The organism is Glycomyces paridis, from assembly GCF_004912155.1.
Taxonomy (GTDB): Bacteria; Actinomycetota; Actinomycetes; order Mycobacteriales; family Micromonosporaceae; genus Glycomyces; species Glycomyces paridis.
Genome location: NZ_STGX01000004.1, coordinates 135307 through 151610, shown reverse-complemented (window position 1 = coordinate 151610; position 16304 = coordinate 135307). Strand labels below are relative to the sequence as shown.

Genomic DNA, 16304 nt, shown 5'->3' with positions numbered 1-16304 from the left:
CGTCGTGTTTCAGGCGAACATGCCGATGATCGGCACGAGGAGCGTGGAGAGGGTGACGACGAGGCCGAGCTGCCAGTGGCGTTCGATCCGCTTGTCCTCGCGGGCGATGGGCGGGCGGGAGGCGAAGCCGACGGCGAACCAGCCGATGACGAAGGCGAGCAGGGGGGCGAGGACGCCGAGGCCGATGAACAGTGCGAGGGTGAGCGAGCTCTGGTTGCCCTCGACGTCGGCGGGGAGGCCCTTCCAGGCGCGCATGAGCATGAGGTGGACCAGGACGGCGCCGAGCGCGCAGACGCCGTAGACGAGGCCGTTGCGTTCGTCGGCGCGCCAGCGGGGGAGCCAGGGCGGGCGGTGGGCGAGGTAGCGGGCCTCGTCGTAGGCGGCGCGGGCGTCGCCGAGGTCGGCTTCGGCGGCGTCGAGGTCGGCGCGGGGGTCGGCTCCGGCGGGCGGTTGGGGGCCGGGCCGGGGGGCGGGGACGCGGGCGGCGCGGGCGAGGGCGTCGACGGCGGCGCGGGCGTCGCGGGCGGTCTCGGTGAGGCGGGCGGTCCGCTGGCCGAGGGACTCGGCGGCGGTGGCGGTGCGGGCGGCGGCCTCGTCGGCGCTGCGGCGGGCCCCGTCGAGGCGGCGCAGTTGTGCGAGGTAGTCGTCGAAGGCGCTCATGCTCGGCCTCTTTCGCCTTGGGCCGCTGTGGGTGCGGGGTGGTCGCCGGTGCGCTGCGCGCCGGGCGCGGCGTGGTCGTCGGGGCGCGAGAAGGGGACGAGGAGGCGCCCGCCGGAGGTGTCGGCGTGCCGGTCGATGAGGAGGGCGCGGCCCTGGCGGGGGTTCCAGTGCTGGAACTGCTGCCCGAAGTGGGCCATGATCTCGCCGCCGGGGAGGTTGAGGACGAGCGCGCAGGCGACGTCCTCGCGTCCGGCGCTGCCGCCGATGTCGTCGGTGAAGCGGCGGAAGCCCCGCCACCAGCCGAGCAGGTGGGCGCCGCGGGCGGGGCCGGTGCGCAGGAGGTCGCGCAGGGCCTTCTGGCCCTTGGCGTCGAGGGCGGCGGCGTCGAGTCCCCAGACCGCCAGGACGGTGTCGTCGGGGAGCTCGGCGAGGGTCGCGGCGAACGCCTCGGGCGCGATGGTGCGCGCGGCCCCGCGAGGGCGCGCGTTCCCGGTGAGGTCGGCGGCCCAGACCTGGGCGCCGTTCCCGGCGAGGCCTTCGACGGCCGCTTCGAGCGCCTCGCCGCCGACGGGGTCGGAGCCGAGGATCGCGAGGTGCCTGCCGGGCCTGCGGTCGAGGTCGACGCCCGCGGCGTCCAGGCGCAGGGACACTTCGCGGCCCAGGAGCGCGCGGCCTGGGCGCCGTTCGCCGGGCAGGGTGTCGGCGAGGTGGACGGGCCGGTAGCCGTAGAAGACGCGGGGGGCGCCGACCCCGGCGTGGGCGGCGCCGAGCTGCTCGCGCAGGCGCCGCATGACCTCGGTGTCGGTGTCGGGGAAGCGCGCGACGCGGTCGGCTCCGGCGGTGCCGCCCTCGGTGTTGACCACGACCTGGCCGAGGGTGATGCGCCCGGCGGCGTCGTTGTTCGGTTCGAGGACGGTTCGCGCGCCCGGCAGCGCGATGCGCATCGGGAACTGGCCGAAGATCGAGTCCTTCTTGGCCCACAGCGCTTCGATGCCGGAGATCGTCTGCGAGGCGAGCACGAGGTGGACGCCGTACGAGCGGCCCTTGCGCGCGAGGTTCTCCAGGAGCGCGACGGCTTCGGCGGCGACGCGGTCGTTCCCGGCGAGGAGGACCTGGAACTCGTCGGCGACGCACACGATCCGCGGGTAGGCCTCGTGGTCGCGCAGCCCCGCGAAGGAGGCGACGCCGTGGCGCTTCATGACCGTCGAGCGGCGCGTCATCTCCTCGTTCAGCGTGGCGAGGACGGCGAGGCCGTACTCGCGGTCGGACTCGACGCCGACAGCCCTGGCGTGGGGGATGAACGTCGCGTCCCGCTCGGTGGGGATGAACTCGGTGAACGAGACGCCCTCTTTGAAGTCGAGGAGGAACAGCGCCAGATCGGAAGGGGCGTAACGGGAGGCGAGGCCGTAGAGGACGTCGAGGAGGAACACGGTCTTGCCGCCGCCGGTGCGCCCGCCGACGAGCCAGTGCGGGGTGGCGTCGTCGAAGCGCAGCCGCACCTCCCCGGCCGCGTCGCGTCCGATGAGGACTTCGAGGCCGCGCGCGGGGTCGCCCGACTCCGGCCGCGCGGGGATGAGGTCGGCGAAGGTGAGGGTGGCGGCGGCCTTGGCGCGGTCGGCGAGGCGCAGCGCCTCCCCGGCGACGAAGGACGGGTCGGGGGACTGCGGCCAGGCGACGGGAGCGGCGAGGCGCTCGCCGGGCCCGAACGGCGCCGCGGGCGGGTTGGTGATCTCCACGTGCCCGTCGACGGCGTGCATGACGGCGGCCTGCGGCAGCTGCGGCAGGCCGCAGCCGAGGACGGTGACGCCGTGCGAGAGCCCGGAGCGGGCGAGGGCGTCGATGCGCTCGACGAGCGGGCGGGGGGCCTCGCCGAGCGAGGCCACGACCAGGAGCATCCGGTCGGTGCGGCGGCCCGCGATGTGCTCGGCCACTTGCGCTTCGGCCGCGGCGACGGCGTCGGCGGCGCCGCGCGCGTCGGTGGCGACGGCCTCGATGACGCCCGCGTCGGCCAGGGGCCGCAGCGGCGCGAAGCTCGCGCCGAGCGTGGCGACGTCGACGCCGACCACGCGCAGGCCGCCCGGCGGCCTGGCGCCGACGGCGTGCAGCACGGCGGTGCGCACCAGGGCCGCGACGCCTTCGACGCGGGCGTCGACGGAGGTCGCGAGGTGCCCGCGTTCGCCGAAAGGGACCAGCAGCGGGAACGCGAGGCCGTCGTGGAGGGTCACGGTCCCGGCGCACAGGAGCTCGGGGTCGGACCGCAGCTGCTGCGCGGAGGCGTCGGCGGCGTCGGATATCTGACGTTCGGCCGCGAGCAGGGCCGGGTCGACGGGGGTCTGGAAGGCGGCGTCGCCGAGGCGGCGGCCCGCGGCGGCGAGCCGCGCGGCGGCCGCGTCGCAGGCGGCGGCCGCGTGCGCCAGCGCAGTCTGGAAACCGGGCACCGGACCTCCCTCTCAGCGGGATCGCGTGCCGCGCAGGGGCCCGGGGAGCGCCCGGCCGGCGGCTGTTCGACCGGTCACACCATATCGCGGTCCGGCGCGGGGAGGGGACGGCACGGGTCGGCTTGCGCGGCACCGGCGGCGGGCCTCGCGGCGGCGCGGGGCCGGGTGAGCGCCCTCGCGCAACCTTCCCCGGATGGGGCGCGTGCATTACTCTAGAGGCACAGCCCAGCAGCCCGGCCCCGAAGCCGAGCTCGAACCCGTTGACCCGTGTGCCCCGACCGCAGTGAACCGCCCGTGCGGTGCTCCCGCGCGTGCGGCCGACAGCACCGACGAACGCCGCGCCGCCGCCCGCGGGCGGCCGAGCGTCGGGTTCGCCGATAAGGACCCGTGCCCCATGAGTGAGTTCCTGGATATCGCCCTATCCTTTCCGCCGATCGTCTTCTCCTTCGGCCTCATGCTCGTGGTCCTGTACTGGCTCACCGTGATCGTCGGCGCGCTCGACGTGGACGTCGTCGACGTCGGCGGCGAGTCGGGCGCCGAGCTCGACGGCGCGGGCGGGTTCTGGTCGGCCTTCGGGTTCGGCGCGGTCCCGTTCACGGTGGTGCTGTCGCTGTGGATCACCTTGGGCTGGATAGTGACCGTCCTGGGCACCAGCTGGGTGCGCAGCGCCGACGGGATGTTCATCCCGGCGGCGGCCTCCGGGACGGCCGTGCTCGTGGCGGGCCTGGGCGTGGGCATGCTCGGCGCGAAGCTCCTCACCCGGCCGCTGTCGCGGCTGTTCGAGGACGCCCCGGCGACCGCCCACGCCGACCTGGTCGGCAAGGTCTGCGTCGTGCGCACCGGCACGGTGACGCTCGACGCGGGGCAGGCCGAGGTGGTCGACGACGAGGGCGCGGTCCTGCTCATCAACGTGCGGCGCTCGCCGCACGAGCCCGAGGGGATCGAGGACTCGCTGTTCGACCGGCACGCCAAGGTCGTCGTCTTCGACTACGACGAGGTCGACAAGGTGTTCCTGGTGGTGCCGGTGGCGCTGCCGCCGGACGTCGCCGTCGCCTGAAGCCCGTATCCCCGATTCGTGCCGCCGCCCAGTTCGCGGACCCCGCCTCCGGTGCGGCCCGGATAAGGTGTGGTCACGCCCGCTGCCACACCGCAGACAACTCCCGTCCCCCGAAGCCTCGTTAGGAACCGTCCATGGATGCAACCCAACCGGCGACGATAGTCACGCTGCTCGTCGTCGCGCTCGTCGTCATCGGCCTCCTGGTCATGATCATCCGCCTGTACCGGAAGGTCGCGCCCGGCCAGGCTCTGGTCGTCACGAAGCTGCGCAACCGGAAGGTCTCGTTCACCTCCGCGCTGGTGCTGCCGATCATCCACCGCGCCGAGTACATGGACATCTCGGTCAAGACCATCGAGATCAACCGCGCCGGCAAGGACGGGCTGATCTGCCAGGACAACATCCGCGCCGACATCTCGATCACGTTCTTCGTGCGGGTGAACGCGACCGTCGAGGACGTGCTCAACGTCGCGACCTCGATCGGCACGAAGCGCGCCTCCGACCAGGAGACGCTCCAGGAGCTGTTCAACGCCAAGTTCGCCGAGGCGCTCAAGACCGTCGGCAAGCAGCTCGACTTCACCGACCTGTACACCAACCGCGACGAGTTCCGCGACCGCATCCTCCAGGTCATCGGCACCGACCTCAACGGCTACTCCCTCGAGGACGCGGCCATCGACTACCTCGAGCAGACGTCGATGGACCAGCTCGACCCCAAGAACATCCTCGACGCGCAGGGCATCCGCAAGATCACCGAGCTCACCGCGCGCGAGGCGGTCACCACGAACGAGCACCGCCGCCACGAGGAGAAGGAGATCAAGCGCCAGGACGTCGAGGCCAAGGAGGCCGTCCTGGAGCTGGAGCGCCGCCAGACCGAGGCCGAGATCCGCCAGCAGCGCGAGATCGAGACCCTCCGCGCCCGCGAGTCCGCCGAGGTCCAGAAGGTCCAGGCCGAGGAGCGCCTGAAGTCCGAGACGGCCCGCATCAAGACCGAAGAGGCCACCGGCGTCCAGCACGAGAACCGCCTGCGCGAGATCGCCGTGGCCGAGAAGAACCGCGAGCGCGTCATCGCCGTGGAGTCCGAGCGCATCGAGAAGGACCGCATCCTCGAAGTGGTCTCGCGCGAGCGCGAGGAGGAGCTCGCCCGCATCGCCGCGCAGAAGGAGCTCGAAGCGCAGAAGCGCGACATCGCCGACGTGGTGCGCGAGCGCATCGCCGTGGAGAAGACCGTCGCCGAGCAGGAAGAGGGCATCAAGCGCCTGCGCGCGACCGAAGAGGCCGAGCGCGAGCGCCAGCGGGTCATCATCCTCGCCGAGGCCGAGGCGCAGGAGAACCTCGTCAAGGACATCAAGGCCGCCGAGGCCGCCGAGCAGGCCGCGAAGCACCTGGCCCGCCAGCGCCTGACGGAGGCCGAGGCCGCCCAGCAGGCCGCCGAGCTCGAGGCGCGCGCGAAGATCCGCCAGGCCGAGGGCGACCAGGCCGTGGCCGCTGCCCCGGGCCTGGCCGCCGTCCAGGTCCGCGAGGCCGAGGCCGACGCGATCGAGAAGGGCGGGCTCGCCGAGGCGAAGGCCGCCGAGGCGAAGGGCAAGGCCGAGGCCGAGGCCCAGGCCGCGATCGGCAAGGCCGAGGCGACCGCCACGGCCGCCAAGGGCACCGCCGAGGCCAGCGCGACCGCCGCGAAGGGCACGGCCGAGGCCGACGCGCTGCGCGAACGCCTCCTGGCCGAGTCCGTCGGCCTCACCGAGAAGGCCGCCGCGATGGACGCCCTCTCGGAGGCCTCCCGCGGGCACGAGGAGTACCGCCTGCGCCTGGAGATGGAGAAGGAGCTGCGCGGCATGGAGATCGAGGCGCGCCGCTCGATCGCCGAGCAGCAGGCCGGGGTCATCTCGGCCGGGCTCACCAACGCCGACATCTCGCTGGTCGGCGGCGACACCCAGTTCTTCGACCGGGTCGTCGGCGCGATCGGCTACGGCAAGGCCGTCGACGGCTTCGTCGCCCACTCCGACGTGGCGCAGTCCGTGGCCGCGTCCTGGACCAACGGCTCGACCTCGTTCGCCGAGGACCTCAAGGGCGTTCTCGCCGGGGTCGGCTCGGAGGACGTGAAGAACCTGACCGTCTCGGCCGCGCTCGTCAAGCTCATGCAGGGCGGCGGCGACCACGACGTCCTCTCCGGCCTGCTCGGCAAGGCGAAGGACCTCGGCGTCGCCGAGAAGCCCGCCTTGGAGATCGCCGCGAAGTAGCGACGCCGCCGGGGCCGCGGACACCGCGGCCCCGGCGACGCGCGCTTCGCCGAGAACGAGACCGGCGCGAGCGGCGGGCATCCGCCGCCGATCGCGCCGACCGAAACGTGAACGACCGCGTGCGCCCGGACCGTGCGCCGTAGGTCCTGCGGGATTTCGCGACAGATCCTGTGGGACCTATGGCGCACGATCGGGAGTCGCGCCACCCGATCCCAACGCTCCCAGGGGAATTCATGGCCGAAGTGAAGACCGCCGCCGAGGCCTCCGTCGAGGCCGCTCCCGCCGCCGACGCGGCGCTGGACGCCGGCACGTACGAAGTGCTCTCCAGCCGCCTCGCCGACTACGCCGACGAGCTGGCCTCGCGCGCCGAGTCGCTCAACGGCGCCCGCACCGACGCGTTCGGCTCCACCGGCCTGAGCCTCCTGGGCACCACCCGCATCCGCACCGCGAACAACTGCGTGCCGCGCGACATGGCGCGCGTCGGCGACCGCCTCCTCTTCGGCTACAACGTCCACATGGGACTGCGGTCGCACACCGACGTCGCCGACGTCTTCGCCCTCCACGACCTCGTCAAGTCCGAGGGCGAAGGCGCCGCCACCTTCGCGTTCGACGAGGTCACCGAACCGGGCCACCTCCTCGACGACCCGCGCTTCACCGCCGACTTCTCGGAGATGTACCGCTACTACCGCTCCACCGAGCTCCTCCAGGTGCGCGAGGTCGACACCCGCCTCCTGGCGGTCTTCCGCATCGGCGAGAACCTCGCCGACCAGCGCGTCATGCGCTGGCAGCGCCGCCCCGACGGCACCGCCGAGTACGTCGACGCGCGCGGCGAGGCCGACGCGGTCTGGCCCGAGCCCTACGACTTCGAGTGGACCCCGACCACCCGCGACGACCACGTCACCGGCCGCCACCCGCACGTCTCCATCGACGACGAGATCTTCGTGGAGTGCATCAACGGCGACCTCACCGTCAAGATCGAGGACAACACCGACTCCGGCGAGGGCGTCTACACCGAGCCCGTCGCCGAGCCGCTCCAGTCCCTCGCCGACGCCGAGATCGCCTACGCGCGCATCGGGCCGCTCCTGCTGCTGCGGATCCTCCCGTACAAGGAGACCGTCACCCGCTACCTCGTGTACAACACCCGCACCGCCACCGTCGTGCGCGCCGACGCGATCGGCGCCGCCTGCCGCCGCCTCCCCGAGGACCACGGCATCATCTTCCCCGGCGGGTACTACCTCAACGAGGGCAAGCTCAAGACCTTCGAGGGCGACACGACCGACCTGCGCTTCAAGCGCGTCCTGCGCTCGCCCAACGGCGAGGACGTCCTCTTCGTCTTCTACCACGAAGTCGAGGGCCGCTCGCTCCTGCTGCCGTACAACGTCATCCGCAAGGAAGTGGCGGCGCCGATGACCGTCCACGGCTACGCGATCTTCGACGACGGCACCCTCGCCGCCTTCCGCTTCAACGGCGAGGAGGCCACCCGCGTCCACCCCGTGCAGGTCTGGGCGACCCCGTTCGTCTCCGAGGCCCACGCCGCCGCGCAGGAGGCCGGCGACACCCCGATCCACCGGATCGGCAACGCCGAGGCCGTCCGCGCCGTCTCCGACTCCCTCTCCGTCGCCCGCATGGTCCGCGAGATGGAGCCCGCCCAGGCGGTCTTCGAAGCGCTCATCGCCGCCGCCGTCCGCTGCCTCGACGACTACCCGTGGCTCGGCGACGAGGGCCTGTTCGACCTCGACGACACGCTCAGGCAGGTCCGCGACACCGCCGAGGCCGTCCTCGACGAGTACGCTACGGTCGCCGAGCTCACCGCCGAGGCCGCCAAGTCCCTCGACCAGGCCCGCACCGACACCGTCAAGCTCCTGCGCCGCGCCCGCGGCGAGGCCCCCAAGTCCGCCGAGGAATGGGTGGGCCTGCTCACCGAGCTGCGCGGCGCCGGCGGGCGCCTGGTGACCCTCCGCGAGGTCCGCTACGTCGACCTCGCCGGGATCGACGCGCTCGCCGCCGACGTCACCGAGTCCCTGGCGACCACCGGCCGCCGCGCCGTCGCCTTCCTCGAACGCGAGGACGCCTTCACCGCCTACTTCGAGCAGATCGCGGGCCTGGAGGCCAAGGCCGAAGCGGTCGAGACGGTCGCCGAGTCCACCCCGATCCTCGAGGACCTCGACGCCCGCCAGCGGGGCCTGGAGACCCTCACCGAAGTGGTCGCGGGTCTGGAGATCGGCGACGCCGTCGTGCGCACCGCCATCCTCGGGCGCGTCTCCGAGGTCCTTGCGGCCGTCAACCGCGCCCGCGCCACCCTCGCCGCGCGCCGCCGCGAACTCGCCGTCGGCGAGGGCCGCGCCGAGTTCGCCGCCGAGTTCGCCCTCCTCGGCCAGTCCGTCACCGCCGCGATCAGCGCCGCCGACACGCCCGCCGCCTGCGACGAGCAGCTGGGGCGTCTCCTGCTCACCGTCGAGAACCTCGAGACGCGCTTCGCCGACTTCGACGAGTTCCTCACGCAGCTCGCCGACAAGCGCACCGACGTCTACGAGGCGTTCTCCTCGCGCAAGCAGCACCTCCTCGACGAGGCCGCCCGCCGAGCCGAGCAGCTCGCGGCCTCCGCCGACCGCATCCTCGAGGCCGTCGCCCGCCGCACCGCCTCGCTGTCCTCACTGGACGAGGTCAACACGTACTTCGCGACCGACCCGATGGTCGAGCGCCTCCGCAAGGTCATCGAGGAGCTCCGCGGCCTCGACGACACCGTCCGCGCCGAGGAGATCGCCGGCCGCATCGCCGCGGCGCGCGCCGAGGCCGGGCGCGCCCTCACCGACCGCCTCGACCTCTTCGACGGCGACGCCATCAAGTTCGGCGAGCACCGCATCCCCGTCAACACCCAGCCGCTGGACCTCACCCTCGTGCCCTCCGGCGAGCACCTCGCGTTCTCCCTCACCGGCACCGACTACCGCCACGTCGTCGACGACCCCGCCTTCGCCGACACGCGGCCCTACTGGAGCCAGTTCCTCGCCTCGGAGAACCCCGAGGTCTACCGCGCCGAGCACCTCGCCGCCGCCCTCCTCGCCGAGCACGGCCCCGCCGCGCTCGCCGCCGAGGCCGACCTGCCGCGCTTCGTCTCCGCCGCCGCGGCCGAACGCTACGACGAGGGCTACGAGCGCGGCGTCCACGACGCCGACGCCGCCGCGATCCTCACCGAGGCCCTGCGCCTCTACAACGCCGCCGGGACGCTCCGCTACCCCGGCGCCGAACGCGCGCTCGCGCGCCTGTTCTGGGGCGAGTTCGCCGCCGCCGACAAGGAGCGCCAGTCGGTCTGGGCCGCGCAGGCCCGCTCGCTCGCCAAGGTCCGCGACACCTTCGGGCGCGCCGACGTCATGACCGGGCTGGTCCAGGACGTCCAGGCGAGCCTCGCCCGCTTCGGCGAGGCCGCCCGCCTCGCCGCCCACCCGCAGTACCCGCTCAGCGCCGACGACCGCGTCGCCGCCGAGTACCTTGTGGAGGAACTGGCCGCGACCGGCGCCTTCGCGGCCTCGGGCCGCGCCCGCGCGCTCCTGGCGGCCTTCGAGAGCCACATCGGACCGACCGCGCAGGCCGGGCTCGACGCGGACCTGCGCGCCGTCGAGAGCGACACGCCGGGCGACCGGCCCGAGAGCGTCCTCCTCAAATGGGGCCTGGCCTGGAACTGGCTCGACGCGTTCCTCTCGGCCAGCGACGACGGCCGCTTCGACCGCTCCGACCTCCCCGAGGCGATCGCCCTGCTCATCGGCTCGGTCGACGGGTACGACGTGGACGCCGAGCTCACCGCCTCGGTCACCGGCCTGCTCGGCACCCACCCGCGGGTCGAGAACCGGGTCCTGGCGCTGCGTCTGGACGAGTTCCTCGCGCGCACCGGCCGCTTCCGCCGCGACGTGCAGCCCGGCTACCGCGCCTACCAGCGCCGCCGGGCCGAGATCATCGCCGCGCACCGCCGCACGCTGCGCGTCGACGAGTTCAAGCCCAAGACGATGGCCGGGTTCGTCCGCAACCAGCTCATCGACGACGTGTACCTGCCGCTCATCGGCTCGAACCTCGCCAAGCAGATCGGCGCGGGCGCGGGCGAGGGCCGGCGCACCGACCAGTCGGGGATGCTCATGCTCATCTCCCCGCCCGGCTACGGCAAGACGACCCTCATGGAGTACGTCGCCGACCGGCTCGGAATGCTCCTGGTCAAGGTGAACGGCCCGGCGCTCGGCCACGAGACCGTGTCCGTGGACCCGGCCGACGCGCCGAACGCGACCGCGCGCGCCGAGGTCGAGAAGATCAACTTCGCGCTCGAAGCGGGCAACAACGTCCTGCTCTACCTCGACGACATCCAGCACACCAACCCCGAGCTGCTCCAGAAGTTCATCTCGCTGTGCGACGCGCAGCGGAAGATGGAGGGCGTCTGGAACGGCCGCACCCGCACCTACGACCTGCGCGGGAAGCGCTTCGCGGTCTGCATGGCCGGCAACCCCTACACCGAGGCGGGCCAGCGCTTCCGCATCCCGGACATGCTCGCCAACCGCGCCGACGTGTGGAACCTCGGCGACGTCCTCTCCGGCAGGGACCAGGTGTTCGCCCAGTCCTACATCGAGAACGCGCTCACCTCGAACAAGGTGACGGCGCCGCTGGCCGGGCGCGAGCGGGCCGACGTCCACCTCCTCATCCGCCTCGCCTCGGGCGACCCGACCGCCGCCCCCGACGGCCTGCACCACCCGTACTCGGCCGGGGAGCTCGACCAGGTCCTGTCGGTGCTGCGCAAGCTCGTCCACATCCAGCGCACCGTCCTGGGCAACAACCTCGCCTACATCGCCTCGGCGGCGACCGACGAGGCCGCGCGCACCGAACCGCCGTTCCTGCTCCAGGGCTCCTACCGAAACATGAACCGCCTGACCGAGCGCGTCGTCCCCGTCATGAACGACGACGAGCTGGAAGCGGTCATCGACGACCACTACGCGGGCGAGGCCCAGACCCTCGCCTCCGGCGCGGAGGCGAACCTCCTCAAACTCGCCGAACTCCGAGGGCGGCTCACCGAGGAGCGGGCGGCGCGGTGGACGGCCGTCAAGGAGGCGTTCGCCCGCGAGCGCACCCTCGGCGGGTCGGCCGACGATCCAATGTCGAGAGCCGTCGGGGCCATCACCTTGCTCTCCGACCGCGTGGCGGGCATCGAAACCGTCCTGCAACAAAGGAGCGCGATCCGTCCGGAGTAAAGTCTCTCCGCTGAACGAACCCGGTGCGACCACCCGGTACGCTTTTGATCAAAAGCTTGGCGCGTAGCCGTAGTGCCCCTACAGCCGCATACCACCGAACAAGGGAGGTCCCCGTGCCGACGAAGACGGGAGACAAGGTCCGGATCATCGTCCTGGGCACCGGCCCGGATGCCGAGACGGCTCGACTCATCGCGGAGTCCGACGCCGATGTCGCGCTCGCCAAACAGTTCACCAAGACCGTGACGCACCTGGTCGTGGACGACACCGTCAAGCCCACCGAGGCCCGCGTGAAGAAGGCCGAGGAGGCCGGGGTCCCGGTGCTCTCCTTCGAGGAGTTCAAGGCGCTGCTGGTGGCCGGAGCCGAGGACGAGGTGGAGGAGGTCGTCGAGGCCGAACTCGAGACGCCCCCGGCCGAGACCGCCGCGGCGGCCGTCGAGGCGGCGCCCGAACCGGAACCGGAGCCGGCGGTGAGCTCGGTCGAGGAGACCGAGACCGTCAAGGTCGAGCCCGAGCCCGAACCGGTCGCCGAGACCGCGGTGGAGACGGAGCCCGAGCCCGCCGCCGAGCCGGTCGCCGAAGCGGTCGCCGAACCCGAGCCGGAGCTCGAGGAGGCGAAGCCGGTCGCCGAGGCGATCGACGAGCCCGAAGCGGCCGCCGCCGACCCGGAGAAGGCCGTCCCCGCCCAGGCCGAGGCCCCCGAGATCGAGTCCGACGCCGCCGACAAGTCCAAGCCGGGCCTGTTCGCCAAGATCAAGTCGATCTTCGGCCTCACCGGCGCCAAGAAGTAACCCGCCACGACGAGCGCAGGTCCCCGGCCCACGGCCGGGGACCTGCGCTCGTCCGGCCCCGATACGATCGGCACGGTTCGGCCTTCCCCGGAGGTGACGTTGACCGGTCCGCTCACCATCGCCTCCCTGCCCGCGCGCCTGGCCGCGAAGGGCTACGGCAGCGCCCACTACTCGATCAGCGTCGCGCGGCGCGACGCCGTCGCCGTCATCCCCGACGGCCAGGCCTGGGTCGTCTGCCCCAAGTTCGAAGGCCGCATGACCGCCGTGGGCCGCTTCGCCGACGAGCACGAGGCGTGCGCGCATGTGCTCCGCCTGCTGGTCGAAGAGGAGTACCGCGCCCACCCGGACGGCGCGAAGGCGAACGCGCCCCTCCAGGAGTACTTCGCGCGCGAGCGCATCCCGGTCGAGGAGCGCATCCGGTCGCTCGGCGTCGGCACCGCCCGCTTCAGCATCGGCGAGATCCGCGACGACGCCTGGTGCCTCGTCGACGAGGACGGGCGCTGGCTGGTCTTCCTCATGCGCGGCGGCAGGCGCACCAGGCGCCAGGACCACCGCTGGGACTTCGCCGCCGCCGAGTCGGCCCTCTACTTCGCGATCAGGCGGTGGAGGACCGAGATGCTCGCCGCGGGAGCGACGCCGGAGGCGCTGGCCGCCGACCGGTGACCGCGCCCGCGAAAGTCCAGGGCCCGCAGGGCCGGGGCTTTACGCTGTAGGCGAACCGAATCGGCTCGCCGCCGAAACTTGAGCCGGTTAGACTCAAGTTCGGGTCGCCCGCGGCAGCTCGGCCGGCCTTGAAACCCGAAGCGCGAAGGAGCACGGAGACCGTGGACGTCAACCGCCTGACCACCAAGAGCCGCGAAGTCATCTCCCAGGCCGCGCGCACCGCCGCCGCGAACGGCAACCCGGCCGTCGAACCCTGGCACGTCCTCGACGCGCTCCTCACCGTCGACGGCTCCACCGCCCCAGGCCTCCTCCAGCTCGTCGGCGCCACCCCCGGCACCGTCTCCGCCGAGACCGAGCGCCGCATCGACGAGCTGCCCTCCGCGTCCGGGCCCTCCGTCTCCGAGCCGTCCATGGCCCGCGACGCCCTGCGCGCCATCAACGCCGCCGACAAGATCGCCACCGACTACGGCGACGAGTACGTCTCCACCGAGCACCTCCTCGCGGGCCTCGCCCAGGCGGGCGGCGAGGTCGGCACCCACCTCGCCGAGCAGGGAGCCACTGCGAAGTTGCTCATCTCCGCGTTCCCGACCCTGCGCGGCGGCGACCGCAAGATCTCCTCCTCCGACCCTGAGCAGGGCTACAAGGCCCTGGAGAAGTACGGCGTCGACCTCACCGAGACCGCCAGGTCGGGCAAAGTGGACCCGGTGATCGGCCGCGACACCGAGATCCGCCGCGTCGTCCAGGTCCTGTCCCGCCGCACCAAGAACAACCCGGTCCTCATCGGCGAACCCGGCGTCGGCAAGACCGCCATCGTCGAGGGCCTCGCCCAGCGCATCGTCGCAGGCGACGTCCCCGAGTCCCTGCGCGACCGCCGCGTCATCCTCCTCGACCTCGCCAGCATGATCGCCGGCGCCCAGTACCGCGGCCAGTTCGAGGAGCGCTTCAAGTCCGTCATGGAAGAGATCAAGTCCTCCGACGGCGAGATCATCCCCTTCATCGACGAGCTCCACACCATGGTCGGCGCCGGCAAGTCCGAAGGCTCGCTCGACGCCGGGAACATGCTCAAGCCCGCCCTCGCCCGCGGCGAACTCCACATGATCGGCGCCACCACCCTCAACGAGTACCGCGAGCACATCGAGAAGGACGCCGCCCTCGAACGGCGCTTCCAGCAGGTCTTCGTCGGCGAACCGACCATAGAGGACACCGTCGCGATCCTGCGCGGCCTCAAGGAGCGCTACGAGGTCCACCACGGCGTGCGCATCACCGACTCCGCGCTGGTCGCCGCCGCCCAGCTCTCGGCCCGCTACCTCCCCGACCGCCGGCTCCCCGACAAGGCCATCGACCTCGTGGACGAGGCCGCCAGCCGCCTGCGCATCGAGATCGACTCGCGCCCCGAGGAGATCGACACCATCGAGCGTGCCGTGCGCCGCCTCGAGATCGAGGAGACCGCCCTCCAGAACGAGACCGCCGACCCGGCCTCCGCCGAGCGCCTCGCCTCGCTCCAGCGCGAACTCGCCGACGAGCGCGAGCGCCTCGCCGTGCTCTCGCGCCAGTGGGAGTCCGAGAAGGGCCGCATCGGCAAGGTCTCGGAGCTGAAGGAGGAACTCGACGACCTCAGGACCCAGGCCGAGCGCGCCGAACGCGAATACGACCTGGAGAAGGCCGCGCAGCTGCGCTACGGCCGCATCCCCGAACTCGAACAGCAGCTCACCGAGGCCGAGACCGAACTCGCGGGCGCCGACGCCGACCCGGCCCACCAGCCGATGCTCAAGGAGGAGATCGACGCCGACGAGATCGCCGACGTCGTCTCGGCCTGGACCGGCATTCCCGCGGGCCGCCTCCAGGAGTCCGAGACCCACAAGCTCCTCCACGCCGAAGAGGTCCTCGGCGAACGCGTCGTCGGCCAGCTCGAAGCGGTCACCGTCGTCTCCGACGCCCTCCGCCGCGCCAGGGCCGGCCTGTCCGACCCCAACCGCCCCACCGGCTCCTTCATCTTCGCCGGGCCCACCGGCGTCGGCAAGACCGAGCTCGCGAAGGCTCTGGCGCAGTTCATGTTCGACGACGACCGGGCCATGATCCGCATCGACATGGGGGAGTACACCGAGCAGCACTCGGTCGCCCGCCTCATCGGCGCCCCGCCCGGATACGTCGGCTACGAGGAGGGCGGCCAGCTCACCGAGCCCGTCCGACGCCGTCCCTACTCCGTGGTCCTCCTCGACGAGGTCGAGAAGGCCCACCCGCGCGTCTTCGACACGCTCCTGCAGGTGTTGGACGACGGCCGTCTCACCGACGGCCAGGGCCGCACCGTCGACTTCCGTAACGTCATCCTCATCATGACCTCGAACCTCGGCTCCCACGCCCTCACGGACCCGCTCCTCGAGGACACCGCGAAGCGCGACCAGGTCATGGCCGCGATCCGCAGCCACTTCAAGCCCGAGTTCCTCAACCGCCTCGACGACATCGTCATCTTCCACGCCCTCGAGCACGACCAGCTCAAGGCGATCGTCGAAGTCCAGCTGCGCTTCCTGGAACACCGCATGGAGACCCGCCGTCTCAAGCTCGAAGTCGACGACGCCGCCAAGTCCTGGCTCGCCGACCGCGGCTTCGACCCCGTCTACGGCGCCCGCCCCCTGCGCCGCCTCATCCAGACCGCCATCGGCGACCCCCTCTCCCGCGAACTCCTCGAAGGCAAGATCGTCGACGGCGACACTGTCAAAGTGGGCACCAGCGACCAGGGAGACAAGCTCACCGTCACCAAGGAGTAGCCGCGACGGCCCGGCCGCCGACCGGCTCGGGACGCATGCACCGCCCGACCGGTGCCCTCGCCCACCGGCCCGCAACTTGAACAACACCCGCATTCGGGGCGGCCTCCGGGCCGCCCCGAACGTCGCACCCCGAGCCGCTCTTGCAACGGGGGGACCTGTGCACCGACACACCCGACCCCGGGATTCGCACGCGCCCAACCGGCCCCGAACGTCGCACCCCCGAGCCACATTTGATCCGGGGGCTCCGCACTGCCGACACACCCGACCTCGGGGGTCGGCCCGGCAGCCCGGACGCTCCACCTCGCCCCGCACTGCTTTGCCTCGCCGCGCCCGACCGAGCCCGCACCGGACCGCCAGCCGCCCCCGCCCGAGCCGGTCTCCGACCCCGCGCCGTTGGCCCCGCAGCCCGAACCGAGCCAGCGCCCGTGCCGCAGCCGGGCCCGAGCCCGTCGCCGCACCCCGAGCCGCCTTGCACGT

Annotated in this window: 8 protein-coding genes; 6 read left to right on the top strand and 2 right to left on the bottom strand. The window is 72.6% G+C overall.

Going from position 1 to position 16304, the window contains the following annotated elements; all coding sequences use genetic code 11:
- Nucleotides 1-9 precede the first annotated feature (9 nt).
- The gene (locus E9998_RS06800; protein WP_136528953.1) at nucleotides 10-660 is read right to left on the bottom strand and encodes a hypothetical protein; all 651 of its coding nucleotides are present in this window, start codon (nucleotides 658-660) and stop codon (nucleotides 10-12) included.
- The gene (locus E9998_RS06795; RefSeq protein WP_136528952.1) at nucleotides 657-3098 is read right to left on the bottom strand and encodes an FtsK/SpoIIIE domain-containing protein; all 2442 of its coding nucleotides are present in this window, start codon (nucleotides 3096-3098) and stop codon (nucleotides 657-659) included. Before E9998_RS06795 ends, E9998_RS06800 begins: the two co-directional genes overlap by 4 nt.
- A 394-nt stretch (nucleotides 3099-3492) precedes the next feature.
- Here E9998_RS06795 and E9998_RS06790 point away from each other — a divergent pair, with 394 nt between their 5' ends.
- The 6 genes from E9998_RS06790 to clpB all read left to right on the top strand — a co-directional run bounded on the left by E9998_RS06790 (nucleotide 3493) and on the right by clpB (nucleotide 15827).
- The gene (locus tag E9998_RS06790; protein ID WP_136528951.1) at nucleotides 3493-4155 is read left to right on the top strand and encodes an OB-fold-containig protein; all 663 of its coding nucleotides are present in this window, start codon (nucleotides 3493-3495) and stop codon (nucleotides 4153-4155) included.
- A 134-nt stretch (nucleotides 4156-4289) separates the two neighbouring features.
- Nucleotides 4290-6389, top strand: coding sequence for an SPFH domain-containing protein (locus E9998_RS06785; RefSeq protein ID WP_136528950.1), 2100 nt, complete (start codon nucleotides 4290-4292; stop codon nucleotides 6387-6389).
- A 233-nt stretch (nucleotides 6390-6622) separates the two neighbouring features.
- Nucleotides 6623-11611: a DNA repair ATPase gene (locus tag E9998_RS06780; protein WP_136528949.1), complete on the top strand. Its 4989-nt coding sequence runs from the start codon at nucleotides 6623-6625 to the stop codon at nucleotides 11609-11611.
- 113 nt (nucleotides 11612-11724) lie between these two features.
- Nucleotides 11725-12399 (top strand): BRCT domain-containing protein, encoded by a 675-nt coding sequence (locus tag E9998_RS06775; protein WP_136528948.1) that lies wholly within the window; start codon nucleotides 11725-11727, stop codon nucleotides 12397-12399.
- Between the two features lie 99 nt (nucleotides 12400-12498).
- Complete coding sequence (locus E9998_RS06770) at nucleotides 12499-13062, top strand: hypothetical protein (RefSeq protein WP_136528947.1); 564 nt, start codon at nucleotides 12499-12501, stop codon at nucleotides 13060-13062.
- A gap of 161 nt (nucleotides 13063-13223) precedes the next feature.
- Entirely contained in the window at nucleotides 13224-15827 is a 2604-nt protein-coding gene (clpB, locus tag E9998_RS06765) for an ATP-dependent chaperone ClpB (protein ID WP_136528946.1), read from the top strand.
- Nucleotides 15828-16304: the final 477 nt, after the last annotated feature.

Coding starts and splice junctions, on each gene's coding strand:
- E9998_RS06790 (WP_136528951.1), top strand. CDS start 3,493: ATGAGTGAGTTCCTGGATATCGCCCTATCCTTTCCGCCGATCGTCTTC.
- E9998_RS06780 (WP_136528949.1), top strand. CDS start 6,623: ATGGCCGAAGTGAAGACCGCCGCCGAGGCCTCCGTCGAGGCCGCTCCC.
- E9998_RS06785 (WP_136528950.1), top strand. CDS start 4,290: ATGGATGCAACCCAACCGGCGACGATAGTCACGCTGCTCGTCGTCGCG.
- E9998_RS06800 (WP_136528953.1), bottom strand. CDS start 660: ATGAGCGCCTTCGACGACTACCTCGCACAACTGCGCCGCCTCGACGGG.